This window comes from Pedobacter deserti (assembly GCF_024436415.1).
Taxonomy (GTDB): domain Bacteria; phylum Bacteroidota; class Bacteroidia; order Sphingobacteriales; family Sphingobacteriaceae; genus Pedobacter; species Pedobacter faecalis.
On the sequence record NZ_JAFMZQ010000001.1, the window covers coordinates 2850869 to 2876714 of the forward strand.

General features: G+C 47.5%; 21 protein-coding genes. 17 read left to right on the top strand and 4 right to left on the bottom strand.

Going from position 1 to position 25846, the window contains the following annotated elements; translation table 11 throughout:
• Nucleotides 1–12 precede the first annotated feature (12 nt).
• From J3P40_RS12920 to J3P40_RS12970, 11 genes are all read left to right on the top strand, one after another.
• The gene (locus J3P40_RS12920) at nucleotides 13–1272 is read left to right on the top strand and encodes a DUF4934 domain-containing protein (protein WP_256006334.1); all 1260 of its coding nucleotides are present in this window, start codon (nucleotides 13–15) and stop codon (nucleotides 1270–1272) included.
• Between the two features lie 6 nt (nucleotides 1273–1278).
• Nucleotides 1279–4125: a peptidase associated domain and porin domain-containing protein gene (locus J3P40_RS12925; protein ID WP_256006336.1), complete on the top strand. Its 2847-nt coding sequence runs from the start codon at nucleotides 1279–1281 to the stop codon at nucleotides 4123–4125.
• A 115-nt stretch (nucleotides 4126–4240) separates the two neighbouring features.
• Nucleotides 4241–4813 carry an RNA polymerase sigma factor gene (locus tag J3P40_RS12930; RefSeq protein ID WP_256006339.1) on the top strand — a complete coding sequence of 191 codons (573 nt, stop codon included), beginning with the start codon at nucleotides 4241–4243 and terminating at the stop codon, nucleotides 4811–4813.
• An 82-nt stretch (nucleotides 4814–4895) separates the two neighbouring features.
• Nucleotides 4896–6032 carry a FecR family protein gene (locus J3P40_RS12935; protein ID WP_256006342.1) on the top strand — a complete coding sequence of 379 codons (1137 nt, stop codon included), beginning with the start codon at nucleotides 4896–4898 and terminating at the stop codon, nucleotides 6030–6032.
• 25 nt (nucleotides 6033–6057) lie between these two features.
• Complete coding sequence (locus J3P40_RS12940; protein ID WP_256006346.1) at nucleotides 6058–7449, top strand: Kelch repeat-containing protein; 1392 nt, start codon at nucleotides 6058–6060, stop codon at nucleotides 7447–7449.
• Between the two features lie 10 nt (nucleotides 7450–7459).
• Nucleotides 7460–10612: a SusC/RagA family TonB-linked outer membrane protein gene (locus tag J3P40_RS12945; RefSeq protein ID WP_256006348.1), complete on the top strand. Its 3153-nt coding sequence runs from the start codon at nucleotides 7460–7462 to the stop codon at nucleotides 10610–10612.
• A 6-nt stretch (nucleotides 10613–10618) separates the two neighbouring features.
• The gene (locus J3P40_RS12950) at nucleotides 10619–12043 is read left to right on the top strand and encodes a RagB/SusD family nutrient uptake outer membrane protein (RefSeq protein ID WP_256006351.1); all 1425 of its coding nucleotides are present in this window, start codon (nucleotides 10619–10621) and stop codon (nucleotides 12041–12043) included.
• 45 nt (nucleotides 12044–12088) lie between these two features.
• The gene (locus tag J3P40_RS12955) at nucleotides 12089–14077 is read left to right on the top strand and encodes a thioredoxin fold domain-containing protein (RefSeq protein WP_256006354.1); all 1989 of its coding nucleotides are present in this window, start codon (nucleotides 12089–12091) and stop codon (nucleotides 14075–14077) included.
• 47 nt (nucleotides 14078–14124) lie between these two features.
• Nucleotides 14125–15843: an FAD/NAD(P)-binding protein gene (locus J3P40_RS12960; RefSeq protein ID WP_256006356.1), complete on the top strand. Its 1719-nt coding sequence runs from the start codon at nucleotides 14125–14127 to the stop codon at nucleotides 15841–15843.
• Nucleotides 15837–16532, top strand: a complete 696-nt coding sequence (locus J3P40_RS12965) for a DUF421 domain-containing protein (RefSeq protein WP_256006358.1) — start codon at nucleotides 15837–15839, stop codon at nucleotides 16530–16532. Before J3P40_RS12960 ends, J3P40_RS12965 begins: the two co-directional genes overlap by 7 nt.
• Nucleotides 16533–16578: 46 nt before the next feature.
• Nucleotides 16579–16971: a hypothetical protein gene (locus J3P40_RS12970; protein WP_256006359.1), complete on the top strand. Its 393-nt coding sequence runs from the start codon at nucleotides 16579–16581 to the stop codon at nucleotides 16969–16971.
• 23 nt (nucleotides 16972–16994) lie between these two features.
• Here the strand turns inward: J3P40_RS12970 and J3P40_RS12975 are convergent, their stop codons facing one another.
• Genes J3P40_RS12975 through mgrA form a run of 3 tightly spaced genes read right to left on the bottom strand, consistent with a single transcriptional unit; the run spans nucleotide 16995 to nucleotide 18980 of the window.
• Complete coding sequence (locus J3P40_RS12975; RefSeq protein ID WP_256006360.1) at nucleotides 16995–17273, bottom strand: hypothetical protein; 279 nt, start codon at nucleotides 17271–17273, stop codon at nucleotides 16995–16997.
• Nucleotides 17274–17327: 54 nt separating this feature from the next.
• Nucleotides 17328–17975, bottom strand: coding sequence for a YceH family protein (locus J3P40_RS12980; RefSeq protein WP_256006362.1), 648 nt, complete (start codon nucleotides 17973–17975; stop codon nucleotides 17328–17330).
• Between the two features lie 6 nt (nucleotides 17976–17981).
• The gene (mgrA, locus tag J3P40_RS12985; RefSeq protein ID WP_256006364.1) at nucleotides 17982–18980 is read right to left on the bottom strand and encodes an L-glyceraldehyde 3-phosphate reductase; all 999 of its coding nucleotides are present in this window, start codon (nucleotides 18978–18980) and stop codon (nucleotides 17982–17984) included.
• A 103-nt stretch (nucleotides 18981–19083) separates the two neighbouring features.
• Between mgrA and J3P40_RS12990 the strand changes: the two genes are divergently transcribed.
• Nucleotides 19084–19449, top strand: a complete 366-nt coding sequence (locus tag J3P40_RS12990) for a response regulator transcription factor (protein WP_256006366.1) — start codon at nucleotides 19084–19086, stop codon at nucleotides 19447–19449.
• Here J3P40_RS12990 and J3P40_RS12995 read toward each other — a convergent pair whose 3' ends face one another.
• Nucleotides 19450–20220 (bottom strand): queuosine precursor transporter, encoded by a 771-nt coding sequence (locus J3P40_RS12995; protein WP_256006369.1) that lies wholly within the window; start codon nucleotides 20218–20220, stop codon nucleotides 19450–19452.
• A gap of 45 nt (nucleotides 20221–20265) precedes the next feature.
• On the opposite strand from J3P40_RS12995, the gene J3P40_RS13000 reads away from it, so the two are divergent.
• Genes J3P40_RS13000 through lepA form a run of 5 tightly spaced genes read left to right on the top strand, consistent with a single transcriptional unit; the run spans nucleotide 20266 to nucleotide 25829 of the window.
• On the top strand, nucleotides 20266–21411 hold the full coding sequence (locus J3P40_RS13000) for a methionine aminotransferase (protein ID WP_256006371.1): 1146 nt from the start codon (nucleotides 20266–20268) through the stop codon (nucleotides 21409–21411).
• Nucleotides 21412–21422: 11 nt separating this feature from the next.
• Nucleotides 21423–22226: a nitrilase family protein gene (locus J3P40_RS13005; protein ID WP_256006375.1), complete on the top strand. Its 804-nt coding sequence runs from the start codon at nucleotides 21423–21425 to the stop codon at nucleotides 22224–22226.
• A gap of 1 nt (nucleotide 22227) precedes the next feature.
• On the top strand, nucleotides 22228–23262 hold the full coding sequence (locus J3P40_RS13010) for a glycosylasparaginase (protein ID WP_256006377.1): 1035 nt from the start codon (nucleotides 22228–22230) through the stop codon (nucleotides 23260–23262).
• Nucleotides 23259–23999, top strand: a complete 741-nt coding sequence (locus J3P40_RS13015; RefSeq protein ID WP_256006380.1) for a copper homeostasis protein CutC — start codon at nucleotides 23259–23261, stop codon at nucleotides 23997–23999. The genes J3P40_RS13010 and J3P40_RS13015 overlap by 4 nt, the downstream gene beginning before the upstream one ends.
• A 42-nt stretch (nucleotides 24000–24041) precedes the next feature.
• Nucleotides 24042–25829, top strand: a complete 1788-nt coding sequence (lepA, locus tag J3P40_RS13020) for a translation elongation factor 4 (RefSeq protein WP_256006382.1) — start codon at nucleotides 24042–24044, stop codon at nucleotides 25827–25829.
• Nucleotides 25830–25846 lie beyond the last annotated feature (17 nt).

Sequence of the window (25846 nt, forward strand, 5' to 3'; positions counted from 1 at the left end):
ATAACCATCAGTATGTTTAAACCAACGCTCATCTACCCCCTGCTCGGTATGCTTGTCTTTGTATTGTTTTGCCATTCGGGCCATGCGCAGGAAAGCAAAATAGACAGCTCCGAAATGAAAACGCTACGTATTGATCCGCAAAGTGCCCGCGGAGCAGCCGTATCGCAAATATTCGACGAAGTAGAGTTTATACCGCTGGAGACAACTAAAGAGAGTCTTTTTGGATCAATCGCAGAATTTGATCTGACAGACAGTTGCTATGTGATCTTCGATTACGATACCAGAGGTGTCTTTATATTTAACAGAGACGGCAAGTTCCAAGGCAGGATTAACGCAAGCAGTTTGCCTAAAGAAGAAAATGAGAAAGAGCCTCAGAACTTTTGGGGTTTCCAGCTTAGGAAAGAGGGCGACAGATCACTCATTCAGATTCAATCCAGAAAGTACGCTATCTTTTTTGATACTAAAGGAAAGCTTGTTAAAAAGGTACTCCACAAGGATAACAAATACCGGGGCGAATATACTTTCTCCAATGGAGATCAGGTTCAGCAGGGTTTTCGGGATAACAAGACCAAAGACAGCACCTACTATGAGCTGGCCGTACTCAGAGATACGGTCCCGGTAGCAACTTATCTCCCTTTCGACGTAAAACGCTATGAGAATGATCAGTTCTTTGGCCACGGTGGTGTTTATGACTATCGCGTTCAGGATGAGTTGTTTTTTCTGACGTATTATAAAACTAATATTTACAAGCTGACTCCTAAGAAACTTTCTCTTGCCTACCGCATTATTTTTCCGGCGGCAAACACGTTGCCGGCAGACTTCCTGTCGAACCCCGTGTACAAGGGGAAAAGACAGGAGTATTTCGATGCCAACCGTGATGCGATCTACGCTTTGAGCGGAACCTATAAATTTGGAAATAACCTTTATTTTAAGACACACAGCTGGGGAGGCTCGAGGGAAAAGAAATTTGCCTTTGTATATAACCTTGACAACGCTGACCTGATCTCTCTTGGCAATCTGGAACCGGATTCGCTGTCGCATTTCCTTCCCGTTAATGATGCAGGAAGCGGCTGGGATTTCTCTAACCGGGGATTTCATAAATACGACGGGACGTATTTGTATACCAGTTATTCCTCGCTCGCGATGTTTAGTTTCAAAGAGCAAAGTGCAGGCAAAAATGCCACCTATCCGCCTAAACTGGCTAGCTATTTTAAATCAGAAAACAAGAAAAGCAATCCGGTATTAATACGCCTGAAACCAAAAAAAAATTAACACCTCATGATAAATACAATCCTGATTAAACTTGCAGCGGCGATGCTGTTGCTGGTGCTGTCTGTACCCTTACTGAGTCAAGCACAGCAAACTACTTCCGGCCATAAAGGCATAGCCAAAGGTCTGGTGAAAGATACGACACAGAATTATGTACTCCGCTCCGCTACCGTATCGGTCTATAGGGCGGCTGATAGCTCTCTACTCAATTACCAGATCACCAACAATTATGGGGAGTTTGTGTTTAAGACCCTTCCGGTCGGCATCCAGCTTAGGTTAGATGTAAGTTACGTGGGGTATAATCCTTTTAGGAAGACGTTTGTGATTCCGGCCGACAAAGGGGAAATTGATCTGAAAACGCTTGTGGTACAGTCGCGGGACGTTATGCTTAAAGATATTGTCATTACCGTCCCTCCCATCAGTATGAATGGTGATACCCTGGAGTTTAACGCCGCAGCGTTTAAACTCGACAGTAATGCCGTGGTGGAAGACCTGCTCCGGAAAATCCCGAATATTGTATTATGGGGTGACGGCCAGGTTACGGTAAATGGTCGAGAGGTAAAAAATATCCTGGTAAATGGCAAACCTTTCTTTGGCGGAGACGCTAAGATCGCTACGCAGAATATCTCGAAAAACGCATTGGAGAAGATACAGGTTTACAGCACGGTTACCGACCAGAAAAACCTGCTTGATTCGACACTAGAAATGAACTTGAAGCTAAAAAAGGGCAAGGACATCGGTTATTTTGGGAAGCTTGGGGGCGGTTACGGCACAGACCGCAGGTTTGAAGGTGACGCAAGTTTCAACATATTCACGCCTAAAATGCAATTGGCGATTATCGGTGCCAGCAACAACATCAACAAGCAGGCCGGCAGCATAAATTCGCTGATGGAGAGCAGTACATTTAAGGGTACGGGCACCAATGTGGAATATCAGCCCGACTTCAGGGCTACAGGCGTTAACCGGGGCAACTCCGGTGGGATGGCCTTTACCTATAATTTCATTGAAAAACCCACCTGGGAAAATAAGAAAACCCTGAAAGCGAATTATTTTCTTACCGACAATGAACGGGACAACAACTCAGACCAGGTTACCACAACAACGCTGCCCAATGCCGACAGAATAAAGGAGGAAAGCGTTAGCACCAATTTAGGCGAGAATATACGTCAGCGGTTCGATTCGGAATTTGAGTGGGTAAAAAAGTCGAAGAGTTTTAAAATTTCACAGAATCTGAACAGAAATCAGGGTGAGAACAACAATCAGACGTTTCGCACAGCCCGTAATGCGGATGATGTGATGACGAGTACCAACAATAGCAGTAACCTGAGTAGTTTTAACAATATGGACTTTAACTTAACCGCAGATTTCCGGCTGGGGCAAAACTATAATAAGTGGGATCAGCGTTTCAAGGGTTTTGATGTCAGATATAGTTTAAACGTAATCGACAACCAAGACGACCGGACGAATTTTACGGAGTTCAGATCGATCGCCGATCCGGCGGCGAACAGAAAATTTAACCGCAGGTATGACAGTAAATTCAATGAAACTACACACAGGATGCAGCTTACGCTGAACAGCCTGCGTTCGCTGATTTTCGGAAAAGCACAATTGGCGGGGATAGACTTTAATGCTTTTAACAATATAGAACTAAAGCATAATACAGACAACGACCAGGTGGAAGACCTGGACACCATCGGCAATGCATACCGGCAAAACGCTTATCTGAGCAATAACGTGCAAATGGATGTGCTCGACCAGGCGCCCGGTCTGAGGATATCCAAGACTTTTTCAAAGAACCTGTCGAACAGATACTATGAAAACCTTACCTTCTCTTTTTCACCCAAGCAGAAGCTGATCAATCAGCGGTTTAAGTCGGCACGCTCCTTCCAAAACATCAAACGTAACTACACCCAGTTCATGCCGGATGCTTCGGTGCAGTATAGTGACAACCAGTACGGGGAATATTACCGCAACTACAATCTGGATTTCAACACGGTGGTCCGAATGCCTTCTTTAGAACAGCTGGCCCCGCTAACCGACAGCTCCGATGTGTATTATTTGAGGAGAGGTAATCTGGCGCTCAACCAGGCTGTGGAACGTGTACTGTCGTTCAGTTTTAACCATTACGATCAGACGACGAAAAATACGCTCAACTATGGACTGTATGCCCGGGCGGCGGTTGTACGGGACAATATTGTGGATAGTGTTTTGATCGATAGCCTGAACCGTCGTACCGTGTATTCAGTCAACGCACAGGGAAACAAGTATGCGAACATAAGCGGCAATATCAGAAAGGCCTTTAAGTTCAAAAGCGCTGAACTTCAGTTCGGCACTAATGGCGATATTTATGTGGGCCGGAATCCAGGCTTTACGAACGATGCTTTTGCGTATTCCAAGCAGCTGAACAGCAATATCCGGGTAAATGCAACCCTTACCTATAAAAGCCTTTTTGCGCTTGAGGTAAGTGAATCCTTGTCGACCTACAGAACGGTTCAGGAAGCCTTCAATACCAAGTTTAGCGGTAAAAACTTGAGTACAGCAGTGAGCACGAGCTATAATGTCACCAAGAAGCTCACCTTAAATAGCAATATCTCTGTCAACACGAGTTCTTCCTCATCCGCTGAGGACGTGAACTTCACGATCTGGAATGCCAGTGCGATTTATCGTTTCCTGAAGGGCAATAATGGTGAGATTAAGTTTTCGGCATTAGACCTGCTTCACCAGAACAGCAGCGTGATTAATTATGGTAACGGAAGCAGTGTGACTGTAGGCCGGCAAAATGTATTACAGCAGTATTTTATGACTACCCTATCCTATTATCCACGGAAATTCGGAAAAAATCAGCCGAAGAAATAAAAAAAGTCAGTTATATTCGCGAAAGAGCACGGGATTAACCGGTGATCCGGTATTGCTCCTTTCTACAGCATTTTAAGCCTTAAGGGCTCGATATAACCATACTTTAATAATTCTGATGATTAAACTCCAGAACGAGGACCACCTGCTTGGGCTGTTGAGGGCAGGTGATACGGATGCGTTCCGTAAGATCTACAATTTCTACGGTAAAAAGCTTTTTTATTTCGCGAAAAAGCTGAATCTGGACGCGGAAGACGCGGAGGAAATTGTGCAGGAAACTTTCGCGAAGATTTGGGAAAACCGTGCAGGGCTGCAGACAGGTTTTTCGCTGAATGCATATCTGATGACGATATCGCGGAACCTTATCTATAACAAAGTCCGCAAGGAGGCGCTTATCAGGCGGTACATGGGCGTATTCAAGGAACCTGAACTAGATGTAATACCCGATAAGGAACTGGAGACGAGTATAGAACAGATCCTTGAACAACTACCGGAAAAATGCAGACTTGTATTTCGAATGAGCCGGTTTGAGGGATATTCTAACCAGGAGATCGCCGATAAGCTGTCAATTTCTAAAAGTACGGTAGAAAATCACATCAATAAAGCCATACATCTTATAAAAACTCAGCTGAAAGGCTATGGTTTTGGGTCGTATGTAATGATTTATATATCGTTGTTCTTATTAAAATAAAAAAAATTCATTTACGAGTAGGTGCAGCAATCAGTTTGATTGTATATACAGGTAAACACCACTCTTTATAACCAACTTATTTGTGGAAAAGAGACAATTGGAAAGGTATTTCAACAATACCTTGAACCCCGCAGAGCGGGAAGAAATAGAGTTATGGCTCGCTGATAAGAGAAACGAAAAAGAGGCTTTGTCACTAATCGACATGCTTTGGGAGGAATTTGAGCCATCAGGATCAGCAAAAGATGCTCCAGTATTTGAGAGAATATTGGAATATATAGAGAAAAATGACCGCGTGCAGAGATTGCCCGTGAGAAATCGTTCTTATACCAAGTGGATATCAATCGCAGCAGCCTGTTTAATGGTCGCCTTCTCTTTTTTCTGGTACATGAATACCAAAACACCGCTTGCCGAAAAGGACAGCTATGTAACGGTACGCACGGAAAAAGGTGAAAGGAAGCGTTTTGTGCTGGGTGATGGCTCTGAAGTATACTTAAATGCCGACAGTAAGATTTCATATCCGACGAGTCCCGGAGGTAAACAGGCTGTGTATGTGGAAGGTGAGGCCTTCATCAAGATCGCAAAAAACCGGGATTCTATGGTGGTTAAGTCGGCCGGTATAGAAACTACTGTAAAAGGAAAAGCTTTCAATATCTCTGCCTTCCCGAAAGACAGCACGATCAAAGTATCTGTGGACCAAGGCAATGCAGAAATAAGAGGCGCAGCAAAAGCCTGGCCGCTTATGAAGCTCAGGATTCCTGCGCAGCAGCCTGTGCTGGCTAAAAACCGTGACTCTGCCTTCCATGATTTGAGGCCGGCCGCGATCGCGCTGGTTAAGTTAAAGCCCAGCGTAGTGATCGGTCAGGACGCCTATGCGGTAATTAATAAGCAGGAGCATCATGTGGACCTGTTGCCCGCGGCCAACGATAATAAAGCGTTCGGTTGGAAGGACGGTATTATTTATTTTGATAACGCCAGTCTGGCCGAGATTACGGAGAAGCTTGAAAGATGGTATGGTGTTGAAATCACGGTTTGCGACGCTGCACTGGGGGTAAACCGCTACACGGCCGAATTCCGGAATATGAACCTGCAGGAGGTCTTAAAAAAGATCAGCAGTTCCCTGAACATCGGCTTCCAGGTTAAAGGAAAGAACATCTACTTCTGCAATGAACCAACGAATAATCCCGCTGTATTGAATCCATCTGCGTCACCACCTGATTAATCAACTGAAAACAAACAAATAAACTATGAACCTAACTCTACAAACCAACAGCTCATCAGTGCTCAGACTGATATGTTTTGTCTCCACGGCACTTTTTCTGGTGCTAACCCAGGCATGTAAAAAGTCAGACCCGAAGAGCAACCTTGCGGGCATCAGCTCGTTCAGCATTAAAGGCCACGAAACCACTACTTTCACAGTCGACCAAAATGCACTTAAGATCAGTAACACGGATAGTCTTCCCTACCTCACCAATGTTTCAGCGCTTATAGCCAACTTCGAATCGGTCGGCGGTTCACAGGTAAAAGTTAACGGTACCGTGCAGGTTTCTGGTGTAACGCCAAACAACTTTCAAAACCCTATTATTTATGAAACGGTCGCCGAGGACGGTACTGTCCGCTCCTACACAGTTAAAGTGAATGTGGCGCAGATAGATCCCAAATCAGTTTCATGGAAGCAGCAGACCGCAAACGGCGGCTGGGGGCCTTACCGTACTATGACTGCAGGTTATTTCAGCAATAAATTTTGGGTTGTAGGTACTAATGCTACAACAAAAGGTGTTCATTCTTCAGCAGATGGAATTACTTGGACCACAGTAGCTGCCACCGACAACAATACCAACGTTGTGCCTTTTGCGGAACGTCAGACTGCCGTTTTCGGTTTCAAAGATAAAATGTGGTTGCTTGGAGGCCTGGTACCGAGTATCGGATTTAACTTTAGTTATGTAACCAACGCGGTATGGAGTTCGGCCAACGGAACCACCTGGACGGCTACCGCTAACGTTGCAGCACCGGCAAACAATGAGATCTGGACACCAAGGGAGCGTTTGAATGCAGTGGTTTACAAAGATAAGCTTTGGGTGATCGGTGGGAATGCTTACCCTGCTTTTGGTAACATCAACAGCACAGGTACACCGCAAAACGACGTTTGGAGCACTACCGATGGTACGGCCTGGACACGAGTAGCGGCGAATGCGCAGTTTGTGGCAAGGTCTAACCCGGCAGTTCTTGTTCATAACAACAAAATGTATGTGATAGGTGGAAAGAATGGTAGCAACACCTTGCTCAATGATATCTGGGTTTCGGAAGATGGCGTAACCTGGACGGAAATGACTGTTACCGCACCTTTTACGGCACGCTGGGGACATAAAGCGGTGTCGTTTAATAATCAGTTATTTATCGCCGGCGGCCGCGTCGCCGATGGCGTATCGAAGGAACTTTGGGTTTCCGAAGATAATGGTGCGACCTGGAAAAAAGTGGAAACAGGCGATCCAAGAGCTTTACCTGGTACGTTTGAACCACGTGTGCACTTTGGCATGTTCGTGAACACGGGAGCGGTTTGGATCATAGGCGGAGAGATGCAACTGGACGGTACATATAGCTACCGTAACGATACCTGGAAAGGCAGTTTACTTAAATAAGAGGGGGTCAATGCGTATTAGATTGACAGGGCTGCTGCTGTTTGCAGCGGCAGCCTCTTTTATGAGTTCAGACTTGTATGCCCAAAATCTACCTGCTAAGCGGGTTGAATTGAAAGGAGTAGTGCTTGACAAGCAGGGTAACCCGGTAACAGGTGCTACCATCATGATCAAGAACACGACCAATGGGACCCTGGCAAAAGCCGACGGCAGCTTTGAAATCAGTGCAGCTCCTGGCGATACACTCATTGTAGGTTGTATCGGGTTTAAGCCGCTCAAATTAGCACATTCCGGCCAACCTATGCTTAAGCTCGTTCTCCAGGAAGATATGGCGAACCTTGAGCAGGTTACGGTAGTGGGCTATGGCAACGTGAAGAAAAAAAATATCACTGGTTCCATTGCTTCAGTCAGCGCAAAGGACATCTCCAGAAGTTCCGCCATCTCTTTCGACAATGCGATTGCCGGAAGGGCCGCTGGTGTTGATGTGTTATCGAGTTCAGGCGTTCCGGGTTCGGCAACAGCGATTACGATCAGGGGGATCAGTTCGCTTAACTCTGACGGAAACCAACCTCTGATTGTGATAGACGGCATACCTGTATATGGTTCGGGAGCGGGTTTGAATACGAAGACATTTAACCCTTCCACAACCGGCATGATCGGCTTTGGCGGTACTACGGTGTCGGACAATCTGACGCCAAGAAATGACTTTGAGGCAAATCCGCTGGGTAACCTGAATCCGAGCGACATTGAGTCGATAGAGGTACTGAAAGATGCTTATGCAACTTCCATCTACGGTTCCAGGGGCGCCTCGGGGGTGATTCTGGTAACGACTAAAAAAGGTAGTGAAAAGAACGCGGTCGTGAATTTCCGGTACATCACCGGGGCGGCCCAACCGATAGGCACATATAGTCTGCTAAACGGACAGCAGTACAACCAGTTGTATACGGCCTTGTACCAAGAATTGGGCACACCTGCGACCTTTGCTTCGGCCGACAATACAGACTGGGTAAAAGCCATATCCCGCACGGCGATTGTTCAGAATGCGGACCTCTCGCTTTCGGGCGGTTCCGACAAGATGCGTTACTTTCTGAGTGGCTCTTATACCGATCAGCCTGCGTATGTGATTCATAATGATTATAAGCGCTACACCGGCCGGATGAACTTTACCTATATGGCAAGCGAGAAACTAAGCGCTGGGGCGAATATTTCGGTTGCTTATACCGACAACGCTGCGCTGAATGCGGCATCCATATACCGACAGGCGATCTTAAAGGCTCCAAACCTACCTGTGAGGGATGCGAATGGCAATTATCTATATAGCAAGGGTACGAATCCGTACGGTAACATGGATACAAACCCGGTGGCCGATGCCGAACTGAACACCAACTTTCTGGAGTCTACGCAAACGCTGGCCAATATTTATCTTCAATATCAGGTGCTCCCCGGACTCCATTTAAAATCTGAGTTTGGTACCGATATGAATAACGGAAATGCGTATACGCGGAGGGTAAAGCGCCCGAGCGGCTTTGGTGACGATGCGGTGCAGAGCACTACCAACAACCGGAAAATAGTGACCAACAACACCGCCACGTTTGTGTACTCTGATCAGGAAAAACATGCCTTGGATGCGGTTGTGGGACAAAGTTTTGAGAAGTCGGTGGAATCTTCGGGCAGCATTGGCGGTTACGGTTTCTTCAATGACAATATCCTGAGTATAGGATCGGCAACTAACCGGTACATACAACGTGCTTTGAAACAGGAATGGGCTTTAGTGTCTTTCTTTTCGAGGGTAAACTATGCCTATAAAAACAAATACCTTGCTGGGGTAACGTATCGCGTGGACGGCTCATCAAAGTTCAGCCAAAATCAGCGCTACGTAGGTTTCCCTTCGATATCTGCCGGATGGAGGCTCTCAGAGGAATCATTTTTGAAGAGCAAAAGATGGATCGACGATCTTAAGTTGCGTGGCAGTGTGGGCTTTTCGGGCAACAACAGTCCGGCCTCCTACTACGGCAACCAGGGACAGTATATTATTAACAGCAATGCGATGACCTATGCGGGTACGCCGGTACTGAGCATGCAGCAACCGGACAACCCGAACCTGAAATGGGAACGCACACGTTCGGTAGATCTGGGGCTTGACGCTTCTTTTATGGAGAGCCGGATCACGCTTACTGTTGATTATTATACCCGTCGGATCAAGGATATGATATTGAGTTCGGCAATACCGCTGTATCAGGGCTGGAGCATTCAGCCTCAAAATATCGGCGACATGAAGAACAGCGGCATTGAATTTACTGCGAGCTACAACCCTGTGAGGACGCGTAATGTGGACTGGTCGATGCGACTGAACATCTCGCGCAACCAAAACAAGCTGCTAAAGCTGAACTTCGACGGCGAGGAAGTTGGTCTGGCCAACGAAGCATATAAGTATATGAAAGAAGGTGAGCCTGTGGCTCAGTTCTTCCTGTACGACTGGCAGGGTATCGACGTGTATACCGGCGACCCGATCTGGGGCGGCAGTAATGGCACTTCGAGCAGCATTCCTCCTGGATCATTGTTTACCCAGGTGGACGACGTAAACCAGTTCAGGAAGATATTCGGCTCCAGTTTACCACAAGCATTTGGCGGATTTAGCAACACAGTAAGGTACAAAAACCTGGAACTGGACGCTTTCTGTTCGTTCTCTATCGGGGGCAAGATGATCAACGGTTCAAGGGCTACGCTGCTGACGTATGCTACGGAAGATGCGAACAACCTAAGTACAGAAATATTAAATTACTGGCAGGTGGCTGGTCAGGATACGCAAATACCGCGACTGGCAAACCGCTCGATCACGGCCTCTCCCGGCTCGGCAGGTGGCGTGAGGGACTTTACCACCAGTCGCACTAACAGCCGTTTCCTGGAAAATGCAAGTTACCTTAGGCTCAGAACGGTGAATCTCTCCTATCAGGTGGATAACGTTTACCTGAAGCGTGTCAGCAAAAATGCGATAAAAAACCTGCAGGTGTTTGTAAGAGGTACCAATCTGCTGACCTGGACTTCTTACACCGGGGTGGATCCTGAGGTGAATGCGTTCGGATCTTCCGCCATACGTTCGGGTTATGACGAGTTGACCATGCCGCAGAACAAGATGTATCAGTTAGGGATCAACATAGGCTTATAATTTGAGATGAAACATATCATATATCTTTCAATACTAACGGTTTTCCTTGCTGGCTGCGACAAGCAACTGGATCTGAAGCCGGAGGATACACTGCTGGACAGGGAGGTTTTTAATAACCTTAATGGAACAGAACAGGTAATGGCAGACGCCTATTTTAATTTGTTCAGGGCCAGCACCGGGTCGATATCATACCTGATAGGCGATTTTACGACGGCAAACATAAAGCACAGCGTGTATTACGATGCCATGGATGCGGGCAACACCTCACCGGAAGATCCGGAAATCTCGGCGGTTTGGTCGGCCTACTACAAGGTGATCAACAATGCGAACAATATTCTGGAAAAGGTTCCGCAATACGCTACTTACAGCGAGTCACTGCGGAATCAGTATATTGCCGAGGCTAAGTTTATCCGTGCACTTGCTTACCTCGACCTTCTTAAATTATTTGGTGACGGTGCGCTTACGGGAAATATGGCCGGTCTTGGCTTACCACTGCAACTGACGCCGTTTAAGGGTTATGATACTGGTGAACTAATTCCGCGTTCGCCCAATGGCGATGTATATGCCCAGATCATAAAGGATCTAAATGAGGCGATACCTGGCCTGCCCGATCTTCATGGAGACGACCTGAAAACACGCTCGAGGGGCACGAAGGGCGCGGCTTATGCGCTGCTGACCCGGGCATATATGTACATGCATCGCTACGATGACGCGGTATTGGCTTCTACGGAGGTGCTTGGCAGACGACCAGCCACGTATGAACTGTCGAATTCCCTGTTTGCAGTTTTTCCAAACAACCAGGACGGTTCGGCTAAAGGTTTCTCAAAAGAACACATTTTTGGTTTTCCAGTAAGCCACATGAAAAGTTCTTCGACCTATGCAAGAAATAACCTTGGCGACAGCTACTTCTTTAAACGAAGTTTCTGGATAGATCCGGAATTTATGGGTATGCATGAGACCAATGACCGCCGCTTAACGCATTTGATCTTTAAGGGAGACAGTCTGGCAAATCCGGACCAGTTTTCTGCACGGGTAACGTTTAAGTTCAATGACCCCTATGGCCGCGATAATGTAACCGTGATACGGCTCTCTGAAGTCCTGCTCTCGAGATGTGAGGCACTGGCACGGGAAGACGGAGTTGTACCAGAGGCGGTAAACCTGCTCAACGAAGTAAGAAGCAGGGCGATACCTGGAGCTATACCTTATACGGCAAGCAGTTTTGCCAGCAGGGAGCGGTTTCTGGAAGCAATTCTTAAAGAGCGGCGACTTGAACTCGCTTTTGAGGGCCATTACCGCTATGACCGCATACGCACCGGGCAGGCGCCGCGGGACAATGGCTTACCGTCGTCTAAATGGGTGCTACCCTTGCCACTATCGGAGATCCTGATTGGAAAAGGTGTGATTAAACAAAATCCGGGATATACTTTTTAAACATAACTATAAACGAGTGCGGACCGCCGCAAAAAACAGAAAACGATGAAATTTATAAATCAATCCATGAAGAGCATGCTCCTGGCCTGCTTACTGAACCTGCTTTGTCTTCCCTTAATGGCGCAGCAAACGGGTATTAAGTACGAGAATATCAGCTTTGATCAGGCCATGAGCCAGGCTGAGAAAACCGGCAAGATCATATTTGCTGATGTGCAACGGAACACCCCTACAGAGTTGAATTTAAAGGCTGAGCAGACGGTGTTTACAATAGACAGCATCGCTGATTTCTTCTCAAAGCACATTATTGCGATCAAAATAGACATGCACTCTGATGCGGGGAAAGCCTTTGCTCCGAGACTTAACATGCTCATGTATCCCGCCTACGTTTTTTATGACGCGAAGGGAGCCGAAATAGGCTATACTAACGCAGCTGTTGTTACCAAAGATCCGGGCGTCTTAATGGAGAAAGCCCGTAGCGCCGCCGCTACTGCAAAAATCAAAATGGAAAACAAGCGCAGCGTGGCTTTCCGCTCCGAGGGCTGGAACAACTTGCTTGCACTTGCTAAGAAAGAAGGAAAACTTATTTTCCTGGATGCGCAAACCGAGTGGTGCAGACCATGCCGTATGATGGAACGTGATGTGTTTACACTGAACAAGGTGGCTGATTTTTACAACAGCAACTTCATCAATGTAAGTAAGGATATGGAAAAAACCGACGGGCCTGCGCTGAATAAAAAATATAAGATCGGTGCCTATCCGACCTTTCTTTTTATTAACGGCGATGGTGAGGTGGTACATCAGGAAGTGGGTTACCAGGATGCAGATCCATTTATTGAGACAGGAAAAGCTGCCTTGAAAAAAGCGGGCATGAAAGACCTTTCGATAAGCGGAATTTCTTTTGGCAGTGGAAGCTGGAAAGATATGCTGCAACTGGCTGAGAAAGAAAACAAGCTGATCTTTGTGGACTGCTATGCCGTATGGTGCGGTCCGTGTAAGATCATGGATAAAGAGGTGTTTACTCAGCGTAATGTTGGCGATTTCTTTAACAGCAATTTCGTGAACGTAAAAATGGACATGGAAAAAGGTGAAGGCATCACATTGAAAAACGCCTACCAGGTAAAGGCCTATCCTACTTTTCTGTTCATCAACGGAAAGGGCGAAGAAGTACACCGCATCGTAGGTTCCTCAGCCGCGCAGGTATTTCTGGCTAAGTCAAAAGATGCACTGAACCCTGCAAAACAGCTTTCTGCAATGCATAAGCAATATGAGCAGGGCACCAGGGATCCGGATTTTGTAACCAACTATATTTCGGCGCTTGACGCTGCGTACGAAGCTGAGAAGGCGGCGGTTGTAGCAAAGGCCTACCTCCGTTCACTACCGGAAGCAGACCTGACATCTGCGGCCAGTTGGAACCTGATTAAAACTCATGTTAAGGATGCCACAGATCCGATGTTTGACTACGTGCTGAGCCACGCGACGGCACTTAAAGCTGCGAATCCGGCCATCAATGAAAAAGAAGAGCTGGAAAAACACTTCAATGAGAGTATCTGGGCGCAATATCGCGCTGAGGCCGCGTTCGACAAGAACAAAGAAAACCAGATCATTAAGCGAATTAAGCGCGCCGCTTTACCGAACAGGGAACAGCTGGTCCGTCAGACGAAATTACTGGCCGCAGGCAAGCGTAAGGAGTGGAAAAACTACGTTTCGATCATAAGCACTATGGTAAAGAAGAATGAGGGACTGATCAATATGCCGGTGAGCGCGGTAGTAACGTCCTTCTCATACACTTTAATTAAGGAGACTGGCCACAAATATGTGCAGCAGGTGATCGGGTGGACAGACGCTTTGATGCCGTCATTGACGAATAAATTTGATTTGTCCAAAATGCATAGTCTTCGTGCAGCGGTATACAACGAAACGGGAGACACGCAAAAGGCCGATGACAGTAAAAAACAGGCTGAGCTGCTTGCTAATCAGGGAATGAAAGAAAGCAAAAGCGGAACGATGATGATGGTTCCGATGACGTTGAAATAGCGGGGCATAAAACAACTCCACCCAGATCGTTGTTTTCCATATAAAAGTTGGAACAGCTAAAAAATATTGCCATTGTTGGCGGTGGTCCGGGCGGGTTGTTTATGTTTAAAAGACTTATTGAGTCTGGCCGACATGACATCAGCATCGATGTATATGAGAAAAAAAATAAGCCTGGCGCCGGTATGCCATACAGTAGCGAGGGCGCTAATGATGAACACATCACCAACGTTTCAGGCAATGAGATACCGGAATTGGTGATTCCGATTGAAGATTGGATCCAGAAGGTTCATGCTGACACACTGAGCCGGTTTAACATTGATCTTGATACTTTCCATGAGTACAAAGTTCTGCCCAGATTACTGTTTGGCGACTATCTCTGCGAGCAATTTAATTTGCTCAGGAAACAATCGAAAGAAAAAGGGATTCAGACTTCGGTGTTTTTCAACGCGGAGGTAACGGATCTCTCGGACAATGCTGATGTGAAGAAAGTCAGGGTACATCTCTCTGATGGCACTACTAAGGCGTACGACCATATCATCGTGTGTACAGGCCATTTGTGGCCGAAGGACTGCGAAGAAACCGAAAACGGATGTTATGACTCGCCCTACCCTCCTGCAAAACTTTCCCTTAAAGTAGATTTTCCAATAGCACTAAAAGGCGCTTCGCTTACTGCCATTGATGCCATAAAGACGCTTAGTCAACATAACGGAAGGTTTTCAAGAAATAAAGCTGGCCAGTTGGTATACACGCCTGATGAAGACAGTAAGAACTTTAAGATCGTGATGCACTCCCGAAGCGGGCTTCTCCCTGCGGTGCGCTTTCATTCGGACGACCTGCTTTCTTCGCAATACACCCGGCTTAGCTGGGAAGACATTCAGCGGAACAGGGAGCAAAACGATGGGTTTTTGTCGCTCGACTACGTATTTGAAAAGAGATTTAAAGATCTGATGTGTGAAAAACATCGGGAATTTTATGATCAGATCCGTGACATGCAAATGGAAGATTTTGTCTCGGAAATGATGGCACGTCGTCTGGACATAGACCCGGTACAGCTTTTTAAGGCGGAATATGCAGAGGCGGAGAAATCGATCAGAAGGAAGCAGTCGGTATACTGGAAGGAATCGCTTGCCGTGCTAAGTTACGCCATGAATTATCCGGCAAAGTATTTTTCGGCCGAGGATATGCAGCGTCTGCAAAAGGTGCTAATGCCCTTAATTTCCATTGTTATTGCCTGTGTACCGCAGCGTTCTGCTGAAGAAATGATTGCTTTGTTTCAGGCAGGGGTGCTGGAAATTATAGCGGTGGGCGACGATAGCCGTGTAGAAGTGAAACCTGAGGGCGGCGTGATTTATCATTATACCGATGAATCGGGCCGACGCCTGGAGCAAGCATACGACTTGTTTGTGGACTGTACAGGCCAGCCACATCTTGCATTTAAGGATTTCCCGTTTCAGGCTTTGAAAGAACAACGTGCGGTAAGTCCGGCCCGCGTGCAGTTCAGAAACCCGGAAAATGGCATAAAGGCTCTGGAAGAAGACAGCGGGCTGGTGGAAAAAGATACAGAGGGCAGATATTTTTTACGCGTGCCTGGTATCGCGATTAACGACAGCTTTCAGGTGGTGGACGCTTACAACGCTTACAATGAACGCATTTACGTAATGGCTGTTCCTTTTATTGGAGGCTATAATCCTGACTACTCGGGGCTGGATTTCTGTGCGACGGCCTCCGAAGTTATTATGAAAAGTTTAAATTCACTGAGATGCTGATGGCTATTGACTGGAACGCCTTCCTGATAGGCGAAGAAAACTGGGAATTTCTTGTTGAGATCGCGCTAAGAACGATCATCATGTATTTCATCATACTGCTCGGATTGCGCCTGCTTGGTAAACGCGGCGTGAAGCAGCTCTCGGTGTTCGAGCTCGTGGTGATCATTAGTTTGGGTTCCGCAGCCGGCGACCCGATGTTTTATAAGGAAGTTGGTCTGGCCATACCTGTGGTGATCTTTTCTGTGGTCGTGGCGGCCTACCGGCTTACCACCTTTATGATGGCTAAGAGCCAGCACTTTGAAGATCTGGTGGAGGGCAAACCTGTGTATCTGGTAAGGGACGGTGAATTTTCTATCGATAATTTCGGAAAGGAAGCGCTGGCATATGACGAGTTCTTTGCCGAACTGAGACAGCAGAGTGTTGCACATCTGGGACAGGTAGACACGGCTATTCTGGAAACTTCGGGCAACCTGAGTGTGTATTTCTTTCCTGATGATAAAGTGCAATACGGCCTACCAATACTTCCGGAAGAGTTTGAGAAATGGCTCATTAAAATTGAAAAAGGCGGTGTATATGCATGCCAGTATTGTGGCAGAGCGGTAGAACTAAAACCCGCCAGCGAGCATAAATGTAAGAAATGCAAACGGAAGCGATGGGTGAAGGCATTGAACGTCCAGAGAATCCGGTAGAAACAAAGCCCGCTTAACGGTTGTTATAACACATATTTCAAATCATATGACTCCACCGATATACTGGATTTTTATCCTGGCAATACCTGTAGCTTGTATAGCCTGGACGGTAACAAAAGAAGAGGTATTCAGAGAACCGCGGGAATTCTGTGTTGAGCGATCTAAAAGCTGCAAAAGCCTGTTTCAGCGCAAGCTATTTTATATGTTTACCTGTGAATACTGCTTTAGCCATTACGTGACCATTCTGCTGCTTATTCTCACTAAATACACCCTGCTGTATCCGGACTGGCGCGGGTATATCCTTGCCGGCTTTTCCATTGTATGGATTGCCAACGTTTATATGAGCTTATATAACCTGGTGCGTATTGACCTGAAGAAGATCAAGCTGACCGCCCAGAAGGAAGAAGAGAAATTAAAAAACGGCGATCTCTCGCCGTAATTCATTATTGTTTTTTAAGTGCTTCAGGTCCTGATGATCTTCTCATCCTCCGACTCGTCGTCCGACCTGTCGTTTCCAAGATCAGTTTCAGGGAGGTCCGTATCGTGTGAACCGTCGGTATCGATATTCCGCTGCTCATCGTTCATGTTCTCTACCTGCGGCAATCCGCTGCCCTCCCGCTTCTCGGTTGCACTGTTGAATTTGGGCATGGCAAGGTTTTCCGGATGTTCCAAATCATAGTGTTCCGAATCCGGTTGCGGCGTCTTGTTCTTGTCTGAATCGGCTGCTTTATTTGTTTCCATATGCTTACATTAAAAGGTGTAAACATAAAACATAGCCTGAGGGCAAAAGTTTGCCTAACCCATCAGTTCCTTCATCAGCTTGTCGAAGTCGGCTCGCAGCGTTGCGAGTTCCTCTTCCACACTGGCTAAACGCTGCTCCAAATCGCCCGCGGGTTTACTGTAAGCCTCGTCAGCTTCCTGTTCGACATCCGGGATCCCTGCGAAAAGATGTGCATACCTTGCTTCCTTCTGCCCTGCCCTGCGTGGCAGTTGCATCAGATACGGCGGTTCCTCGGCCGCAAGCTTTTCAAGAACATCCTGGACTTCGTCGAGCGACTCAAACTCATACATCCTGCCCGAATTGGTATTGATCTCCCCCGGGGTTTGCGCACCGCGCAACATAAGCAGGCATATGACGGCCACCTCCGACGGGAGCACCGGAAATACGATCGCAAAGTTATGCTTATACTTTACCGAGCGGCTTGATCCGCCTGTTGCGGTAGATATAAGTCCCTTACGCTTAAGAGCATCGAGCGTGAGCGTAACGGTTTGTTCGTCGTACTGCACTACCGGCTTCCGTGATGTTTTTTGATTACATGCTGCAGTAATGGCGTTTATGGTCATGGGATAATATTCAGGGGTGGTCCTGGCCTTTTCCATGAGCACGCCAAGCACCCTGATTTCCTCCGCGTTAAGCACGGGGAGCGTATGTTTTTCTTCCATGTATGCTTATTGTTCCTGCGTTAATATTTGGTCTATCCGGCTAAGTTCCTCTGCGCTGAAGTCGAGGTTATCCAGACATTTCAGCGAGTCGGCCAACTGGCTGGCACGGCTTGCCCCTACAAGCACCGACGTTACCCGATGATCTTTCAGCAACCAGCTTAAAGCCATGTGCGCAAGCTTTTGTCCGCGGCCCTGCGCCAGCTCGTTCAAAGCCCTGATTTGCTGCAACCGGCTTGCAGTGATCTGATCCGCTTTTAAGAACCCATGCGATTTTGCCGCCCTTGAATCTTCCGGTATACCGCTCAGATATTTGTCGGTAAGCAAGCCTTGGGCTAATGGAGAAAATGGTATACAGCCCACGCCTTCCCTACCTAGTACATCCAGCAAGCCGTTTTCCACCCAGCGCTCAAACATGGAGTATTTCGGCTGATGAATGAGACATGGCGTACCCAGCTCTCTAAGCAGACGGATCGCCCGCTCGGCTTCAACAGGCTGGTAATTCGATATACCTACATAAAGTGCCTTCCCTTGTCTCACAATCAGGTCGAGCGCGCTCATGGTTTCTTCTAATGGTGTATTTGGATCGGGACGATGATGATAGAATATATCCACATAGTCGAGCTCCATACGCTTAAGGCTCTGATCAAGACTGGATACCAGATACTTTTTGGAACCCCAGTCGCCATACGGCCCTTCCCACATGGTATAACCAGCTTTCGAGGAAATAATCATCTCGTCGCGATAACCTAAGAAATCGCGCTTAAGTAATTTACCAAAGTTTTCTTCGGCCGATCCCGGAGGCGGGCCGTAGTTGTTCGCGAGATCGAAATGCGTTACGCCGCAGTCGAACGCCAGGCGAAGTATCTCTGCGGAATTCTCGAGCTGGTCGACATGACCGAAATTATGCCATAAACCGAGCGAAATGGCAGGGAGCTTGATGCCGCTGTTACCGCAGCGGCGATAAGGCATTGATGTATATCTGGTTGATGAGGGTGTATAGTGCATGACCAAATATATGTATTAAGTACAAATTTGGAAGGTAGTTATGATTGTCAAAAACCTTTTTGATGTTATTTCGTTAGGTAATACGAGTTACGATTAATTTGATATGGGTAAAATTATACACGTTGTTGAAGATGATGATGACATCAGATTCATCATCGAATACATACTGATGGATAGCGGATACCAGGTCTTTTCGTCGGCGACAGCCACCGCTTTCTACGAGACCATGAATAATCCTAAACCCGATCTTGTGCTGCTGGATGTGATGCTGCCAGATGGAAACGGCATCGATATTTGTCGAGATATCAGACTTTCTAAAGACGCTGACCAGATTAAAGTGATTGTTATGTCGGCACACGCCGCAGAAAAAGCGGTGTTGGAGCAGGCTTGTGCAGATAGCTTTATCAGTAAACCCTTCGATCTTGACAAATTGATTACACAGGTAAAGAAACTCCTTCCGAACGACTAGCTACTTCCGACCTGCCATTTGTATCATTCGCTGCGCGAGTTCCTTGCCTAGGTAGCGATCTATGGCACCGTGTACAAGGTATAAAACCGGGGTCATGAGGATGGCGACGATAAATTTATAGGTATAGTTGACCAGGCCGATCGCAGCGACCATCTGCCAGCTCCACTGGTATTGCGGATTCAGGTAAAAAGCGATAAATATAACAACAAAGCTGTCGATAAACTGGGAAACAAGCGTAGAGCCGGTAGCCCGCAGCCACAGGTTATTTTCGCCTGTGAGGCGTTTGATCCGGTGGAAGATCAGCACATCGGCAATCTGGCCAACAATAAAGGCGATAATGGAGCCGACAATAATCCACATGCCCTGGCCGAATATCCCTGCGAAAGCGTTATTCATATTGAGCGCCTCTCCGTTAACCTGCTGGTTTACCCAGAAATCGGATGGTGTAAGCTGCATGGCGCCGCCAACTACAATAAAGGCGTACGCGATCAGCGTAGCGGTAAGCAGGGAAAGGAACCTAACCTGCCTGATGCCATAATATTCGTTGATGATGTCGGTCATGATGAAAATGAGCGGCCAGGTGAGTACGCCGGCCGACATATTGAAAGACAAATTGGGAACGCCAAGCAGGTTGATATTGAACTGACTGATGCCCAGCGAGCCTTCTACCGTAAATATTTTAACGCCGATAAATTCGGACAGGACTGCGTTGGCAACGAAGAAGCTGCCCAGCATCAGCAAAAGCCTGCTCTCTTTGGTCTTTGAACTCATACGAAGGTTGAAATTATTAAATAAATCTGATATTTTCGCCCTTACATGATATCTATACAATCGAAGCTACCCGGCGTTGGCACAACGGTGTTTACGACCATGTCTAAGCTTGCCGGGCAACATAATGCCATTAATCTTTCCCAGGGTTTTCCTGATTTTGACTGCGACCCTGCGCTGATAGAAGCGGTTAGCGAGGCTATGCGCTCAGGAATGAACCAATATGCCCCTATGACGGGCTTGCCGGTGCTCCGGGAACTGATCGCCGAGAAAACTAAAAATCTGTACGGCGCCTCATATAATCCCGAAACTGAGATCACGGTAACGGCGGGCGGTACCCAGGCCATATTTACGGCGCTAAGCGCCTGCATAAGCGCGGGCGATGAGGTGATCATCTTTGAACCGGCCTACGATGCTTATGCCCCCGCTGTGCGGCTGCTCGGCGGTTTGGTGAAGCCTTACGAGCTGGCTCCGCCAAACTATGAGATCGACTGGGATATGGTGAAAAAGCTGTTCAGCGCAAATACGCGGATGATTATTTTGAACTCCCCGCAAAATCCCTCAGGTAAAATGCTGAGTGAAGCTGACATACAGGAGCTCATTAAGCTGACACGGAACACCGATGTGCTGATTCTGAGTGATGAAGTGTATGAACATATCGTTTTTGACGGGAACGTGCACGAAAGTGTTTGTCGCCACCCCGAATTGCAGGAACGTAGCTTTGTAATTGCTTCCTTTGGCAAATTACTGCATACGACCGGCTGGAAAATGGGCTACTGCCTGGCCCCTGCTGGACTCACCAAGGAGTTCAGGAAGGTGCACCAGTTTAATGTATTTAGTGTGAACACCCCAATGCAGGCCGGTGTTGCAAAATACCTCGCCAACCCGGAAAGTTACCTGGGGTTGTCAGCTTTCTTTCAGGAGAAGCGCGACCTGTTCCGGCGCCTGATGTCGGAAACTAAATTTAAATTACTACCTTGTGAGGGGTCTTACTTCCAGTGCGTTAGTTACCGGCATTTTAGTGAGGAGAAAGATACAGAGATTGCGGAGCGATTGATTACTGACTTTGGCGTGGCGTCCATCCCTGTTTCTGCATTTTATACCAAACGTACGGATCATGGTATTTTGCGCTTTTGTTTTGCGAAAAGGCAAGATACCCTGGAAAAGGCCGTTGAAAGGTTAATGAAATTATAGCCCATCTTGATATGGAACAAATCAGTAAATCCGGTATCAGCAATTTAAAGATCACTATTTTCCAGGCTTATCTTTTCTGGGAAAACGTGGATAAAAACCTCCAGAATTTAAGTCTCCGGCTCTCCATGGGCATCAAGGAAAAAACAGACCTGATTGTTTTGCCAGAGATGTTCAATACGGGCTTTAGCATGAATGCTGAGGCTCTAGCCGAAGAAATGGATGGTAAAACCATGAAATGGATGGCAGACACGGCGGTGAAGTATGATTGTGCAGTAGCGGGGAGTCTGATTATTAAAGAAGGGGGCAACTACTTTAACCGGCTGATCTGGATGTTGCCCGGTGGCAGTTACAGCCCGTACGATAAACGCCATTTGTTCAGTCTGGGTGGCGAAGATGCGAGATATACCCCGGGAAATGAAAAGGTGATTGTAAATCTGAAAGGCTGGAACATCCGACTGGCCATTTGCTACGATCTGCGTTTCCCGGTATGGCTGCGCAACCAGAACGGGGAGTATGATGCTCTGCTGATCATTGCCAGCTGGCCGGATAAGCGGTCGGCCCACTGGAATGCGCTGATTCCTGCGCGCGCAATAGAAAACCAGTCTTATGTGATTGCGGCTAACCGGGTGGGCCACGACGGAAATGAAATGTACCACAGCGGGCACTCCCAATGCATCGACCCGATGGGAAAAACGGTATACTACAAACCGGAGGATGAAGATTTGTACACATTCAGCATCAGCTACGAAGAGCTGATCAAGACCCGGGAAAGTTTTCCATTTCTGCAGGACGCAGACAAGTTTAAAATGTTGTAGTATGTTTGACAGAAGAAAATTTCTTAAAGCCTCGGCACTTTCTGCTGCGTTTGCTGGCGTTGGCCAGACCAAAGCCGGCAATATCGTGGCGGGCATGGCAAACGGGATTGAGCCGGTGGTGATCTCAACATGGGATTTCGGTATTCCGGCCAACCAAGCGGCATGGAAGGTGTTGGCGGCCGGAGGCAGGGCACTCGACGCTGTGGAACAGGGTGTGCGTGTTCCGGAGGCAGACCCGAAGGTTCAGACGGTTGGCTACGGTGGCTTTCCTGATCGGGACGGGCGGGTAACGCTTGATTCTTGCATCATGGATGAATTCGGCAATTGCGGTTCAGTTGCGGGTATGGAACATATTATGCATCCGATCAGCGTGGCTCGCATGGTGATGGAAAAGACGCCTCATGTGATGCTTGTTGGGGATGGAGCCCTGCAATTTGCGCTGGAGAATGGCTTTGAAAAGGTGAATCTCCTTACGCCTGAATCGGAAAAGGCCTGGAAAGAATGGCTTAAAACGGCGAAATACTCGCCCGTAATGAATATAGAAAACAGGTCTTATGACAAGCTTGCCCCAAAAAAACTACCGGGCAACCAGTATAATCACGATACGATAGGTATGCTGGCATTGGATGCGAAGGGCAATTTGTCGGGCGCCTGCACGACCAGTGGTATGGCGTTTAAACTTCACGGACGTGTGGGCGACAGCCCTATAATAGGTGCCGGGTTGTATGTCGATAATGAAGTTGGCGGCGCTACCTCTACGGGCGTAGGTGAAGAGGTGATCAGGAACGTGGGCAGCTTTCTGGTGGTGGAACTGATGCGACAGGGATATCCGCCGGAGGCGGCCTGTAAAGAGGCTGTGATGCGGATCATCAGAAAGAAGCCAGAAACGGCAAAGCAGATCCAGGTGGGCTTTCTGGCACTTAATAAGAAGGGCGAATATGGCGCCTATGCTATTCAAAAGGGTTTCAGTTATGCGGTTTGTAACAAACAGCGGAATGACCTGCTGGTGGACGGAAAAAGCTATTACAACTCATGATTAATATGGAGGTTTGCGCCAATTCGCTGCGTTCGGCACTTGAGGCACAGCAAGGTGGTGCAGTGCGCGTGGAGTTGTGTGACAACCTACCTGAGGGTGGCACCACCCCCAGTTATGCGCAAATTAAACTGGCTCGGCAACTTCTGAATATCCAGGTATACCCAATTATCAGGCCGCGTGGTGGCGACTTTCTGTATACCGATCTGGAGTTTGAAATCATGAAGGAGGACATTCTTCAGTGCAAAGCACTCGGCTGCGACGGGGTTGTGATCGGGATCCTACACACGGATGGCACTGTGGATAAAGCGCGTTGTGCGGAACTCATAGGGTTGGCTGGTTCGATGGGCGTTACGTTTCACAGGGCTTTCGACATGACCAGGGACCTGTTTGAAGCCATGGACGACATCATTGAACTGGGCTGCGAACGCATTTTGACCTCGGGTGGAAAAGCCTCTGCTGTGGAAGGAGCTGATACCATATCAGAATTGGTCCGCCTATCGGCAGGGCGGATTAGCATCATGCCTGGCGCAGGTGTTAATACAACAAATATTGCCGGGCTTATTCAGCGCACCGGCGCTCTGGAATTTCACGCATCGGCGCGGAGGCTGCAGCCTGGCGGCATGCTTTTCAGGAATGAGGGGCTGTGTATGGGGGCCGAAACAGATGAATTTAGTTACCACCTCACCGACAGTCAGTTGGTTAGCGAACTTATCCGGCTTGCCCGCGGCACTCAATAATTCACTGAATAATTCCACCAAAACACTATCTTTGCGCCACTGATGAAGCATATACGTAATTTCTGCATTATTGCACATATTGACCACGGCAAGAGCACTTTAGCCGATCGTTTACTGGAGTACACCAAAACCATTAGTCAGCGTGAGGCTCAGGCCCAGTTGCTGGACAACATGGATCTTGAGCGTGAACGTGGTATTACCATTAAAAGTCACGCCATCCAAATGAACTATACCGTAGATGGGCAGGAATATGTGCTGAACCTGATCGATACGCCTGGACACGTCGATTTTTCTTATGAGGTATCGCGCTCCATTGCGGCTTGCGAAGGGGCTTTGCTGATTGTAGACGCATCTCAGGGCATACAGGCGCAAACAATATCTAACCTTTATCTTGCCCTGGAGCATGATCTGGAAATTATTCCGGTCCTGAACAAGATGGATCTTCCCGGTGCTATGCCAGAAGAGGTTAAGGATCAGATTATCGACCTGATAGGCTGCAAACGTGAGGAAATTATCCCTGCCTCGGGTAAGACCGGAATGGGCATCCCGGATATCCTTCAGGCGATCATAGATCGTGTACCTGCTCCGGTAGGTGATCCCGAAGCGCCGCTGCAGGCGCTGATTTTCGACTCTGTGTTTAACCCGTTCAGGGGGATCATCGCTTATTATAAAGTGGTGAACGGAGAGATCAAAAAGAATGACAAAGTAAAGTTCATCAACACCGGCAAACAATATATTGCTGATGAGGTAGGTATTCTTAAGCTGGATATGGCGCCGCGGAATTCGGTGAAGACCGGAGACGTAGGCTATATTATCTCGGGTATTAAGGAAGCACGCGAGGTAAAGGTTGGTGATACGATCACTACCGTAGACAGGCCCTCCCCAGAATCTATACAGGGCTTTGAGGAAGTTAAGCCTATGGTATTCGCGGGGATTTATCCGGTTGATACAGACGAGTTTGAGGAACTCAGGGAGGCCATGCACAAGTTGCAGCTTAACGACGCCTCCATTGTGTTTGAACCGGAAAGTTCTGCTGCTCTTGGTTTCGGCTTCCGTTGCGGATTCCTTGGAATGCTGCATATGGAGATTATTCAGGAGCGTCTGGAGCGGGAGTTTGGAATGACGGTTATAACGACAGTACCAAACGTTTCGTATATAGCGAAGACTACCAAGGGTGTGGAGACCGTAGTAAATAATCCTTCGGATTTGCCTGACCCGAGTAAACTTGATTCTGTTGAAGAACCTTTTATCAAAGCGAACATCATTACTAAGGCAGAGTTTGTTGGACCGGTAATGTCGCTCTGTATTCAGAAAAGAGGGATTATTATCAACCAGTCTTATCTCACGTCTGACCGGGTGGAGCTCGTGTTTGAGATGCCGATGGGTGAGATCGTATTTGATTTTTATGATAAGCTCAAGACGATTTCCAGAGGGTATGCGTCGTTCGACTACCACCAGATAGGTTACCGTAAGTCAGACCTGGTACGATTGGATATGCTGCTCAATGAGGAACCTGTGGACGCTTTGTCTTCCCTGATCCACCGGAGCAATGCCTATGATTTCGGCAAGAAGATATGTGAAAAGCTGAAGGAACTGATTCCCAGACAGCAATTTGAAATAAAGATTCAGGCGTCGATCGGTGCTAAAGTTATAGCCCGGGAAACCTTAAGTGCCTTGCGTAAGGACGTTACCGCAAAATGTTATGGGGGGGATATTTCCAGGAAACGTAAGTTGCTTGAAAAGCAGAAACAAGGTAAAAAACGTATGCGGCAGGTTGGAAACGTAGAGATTCCACAAACCGCTTTCATGGCCGTACTCAAATTAGACTAATCTAAAAACCATCTGAA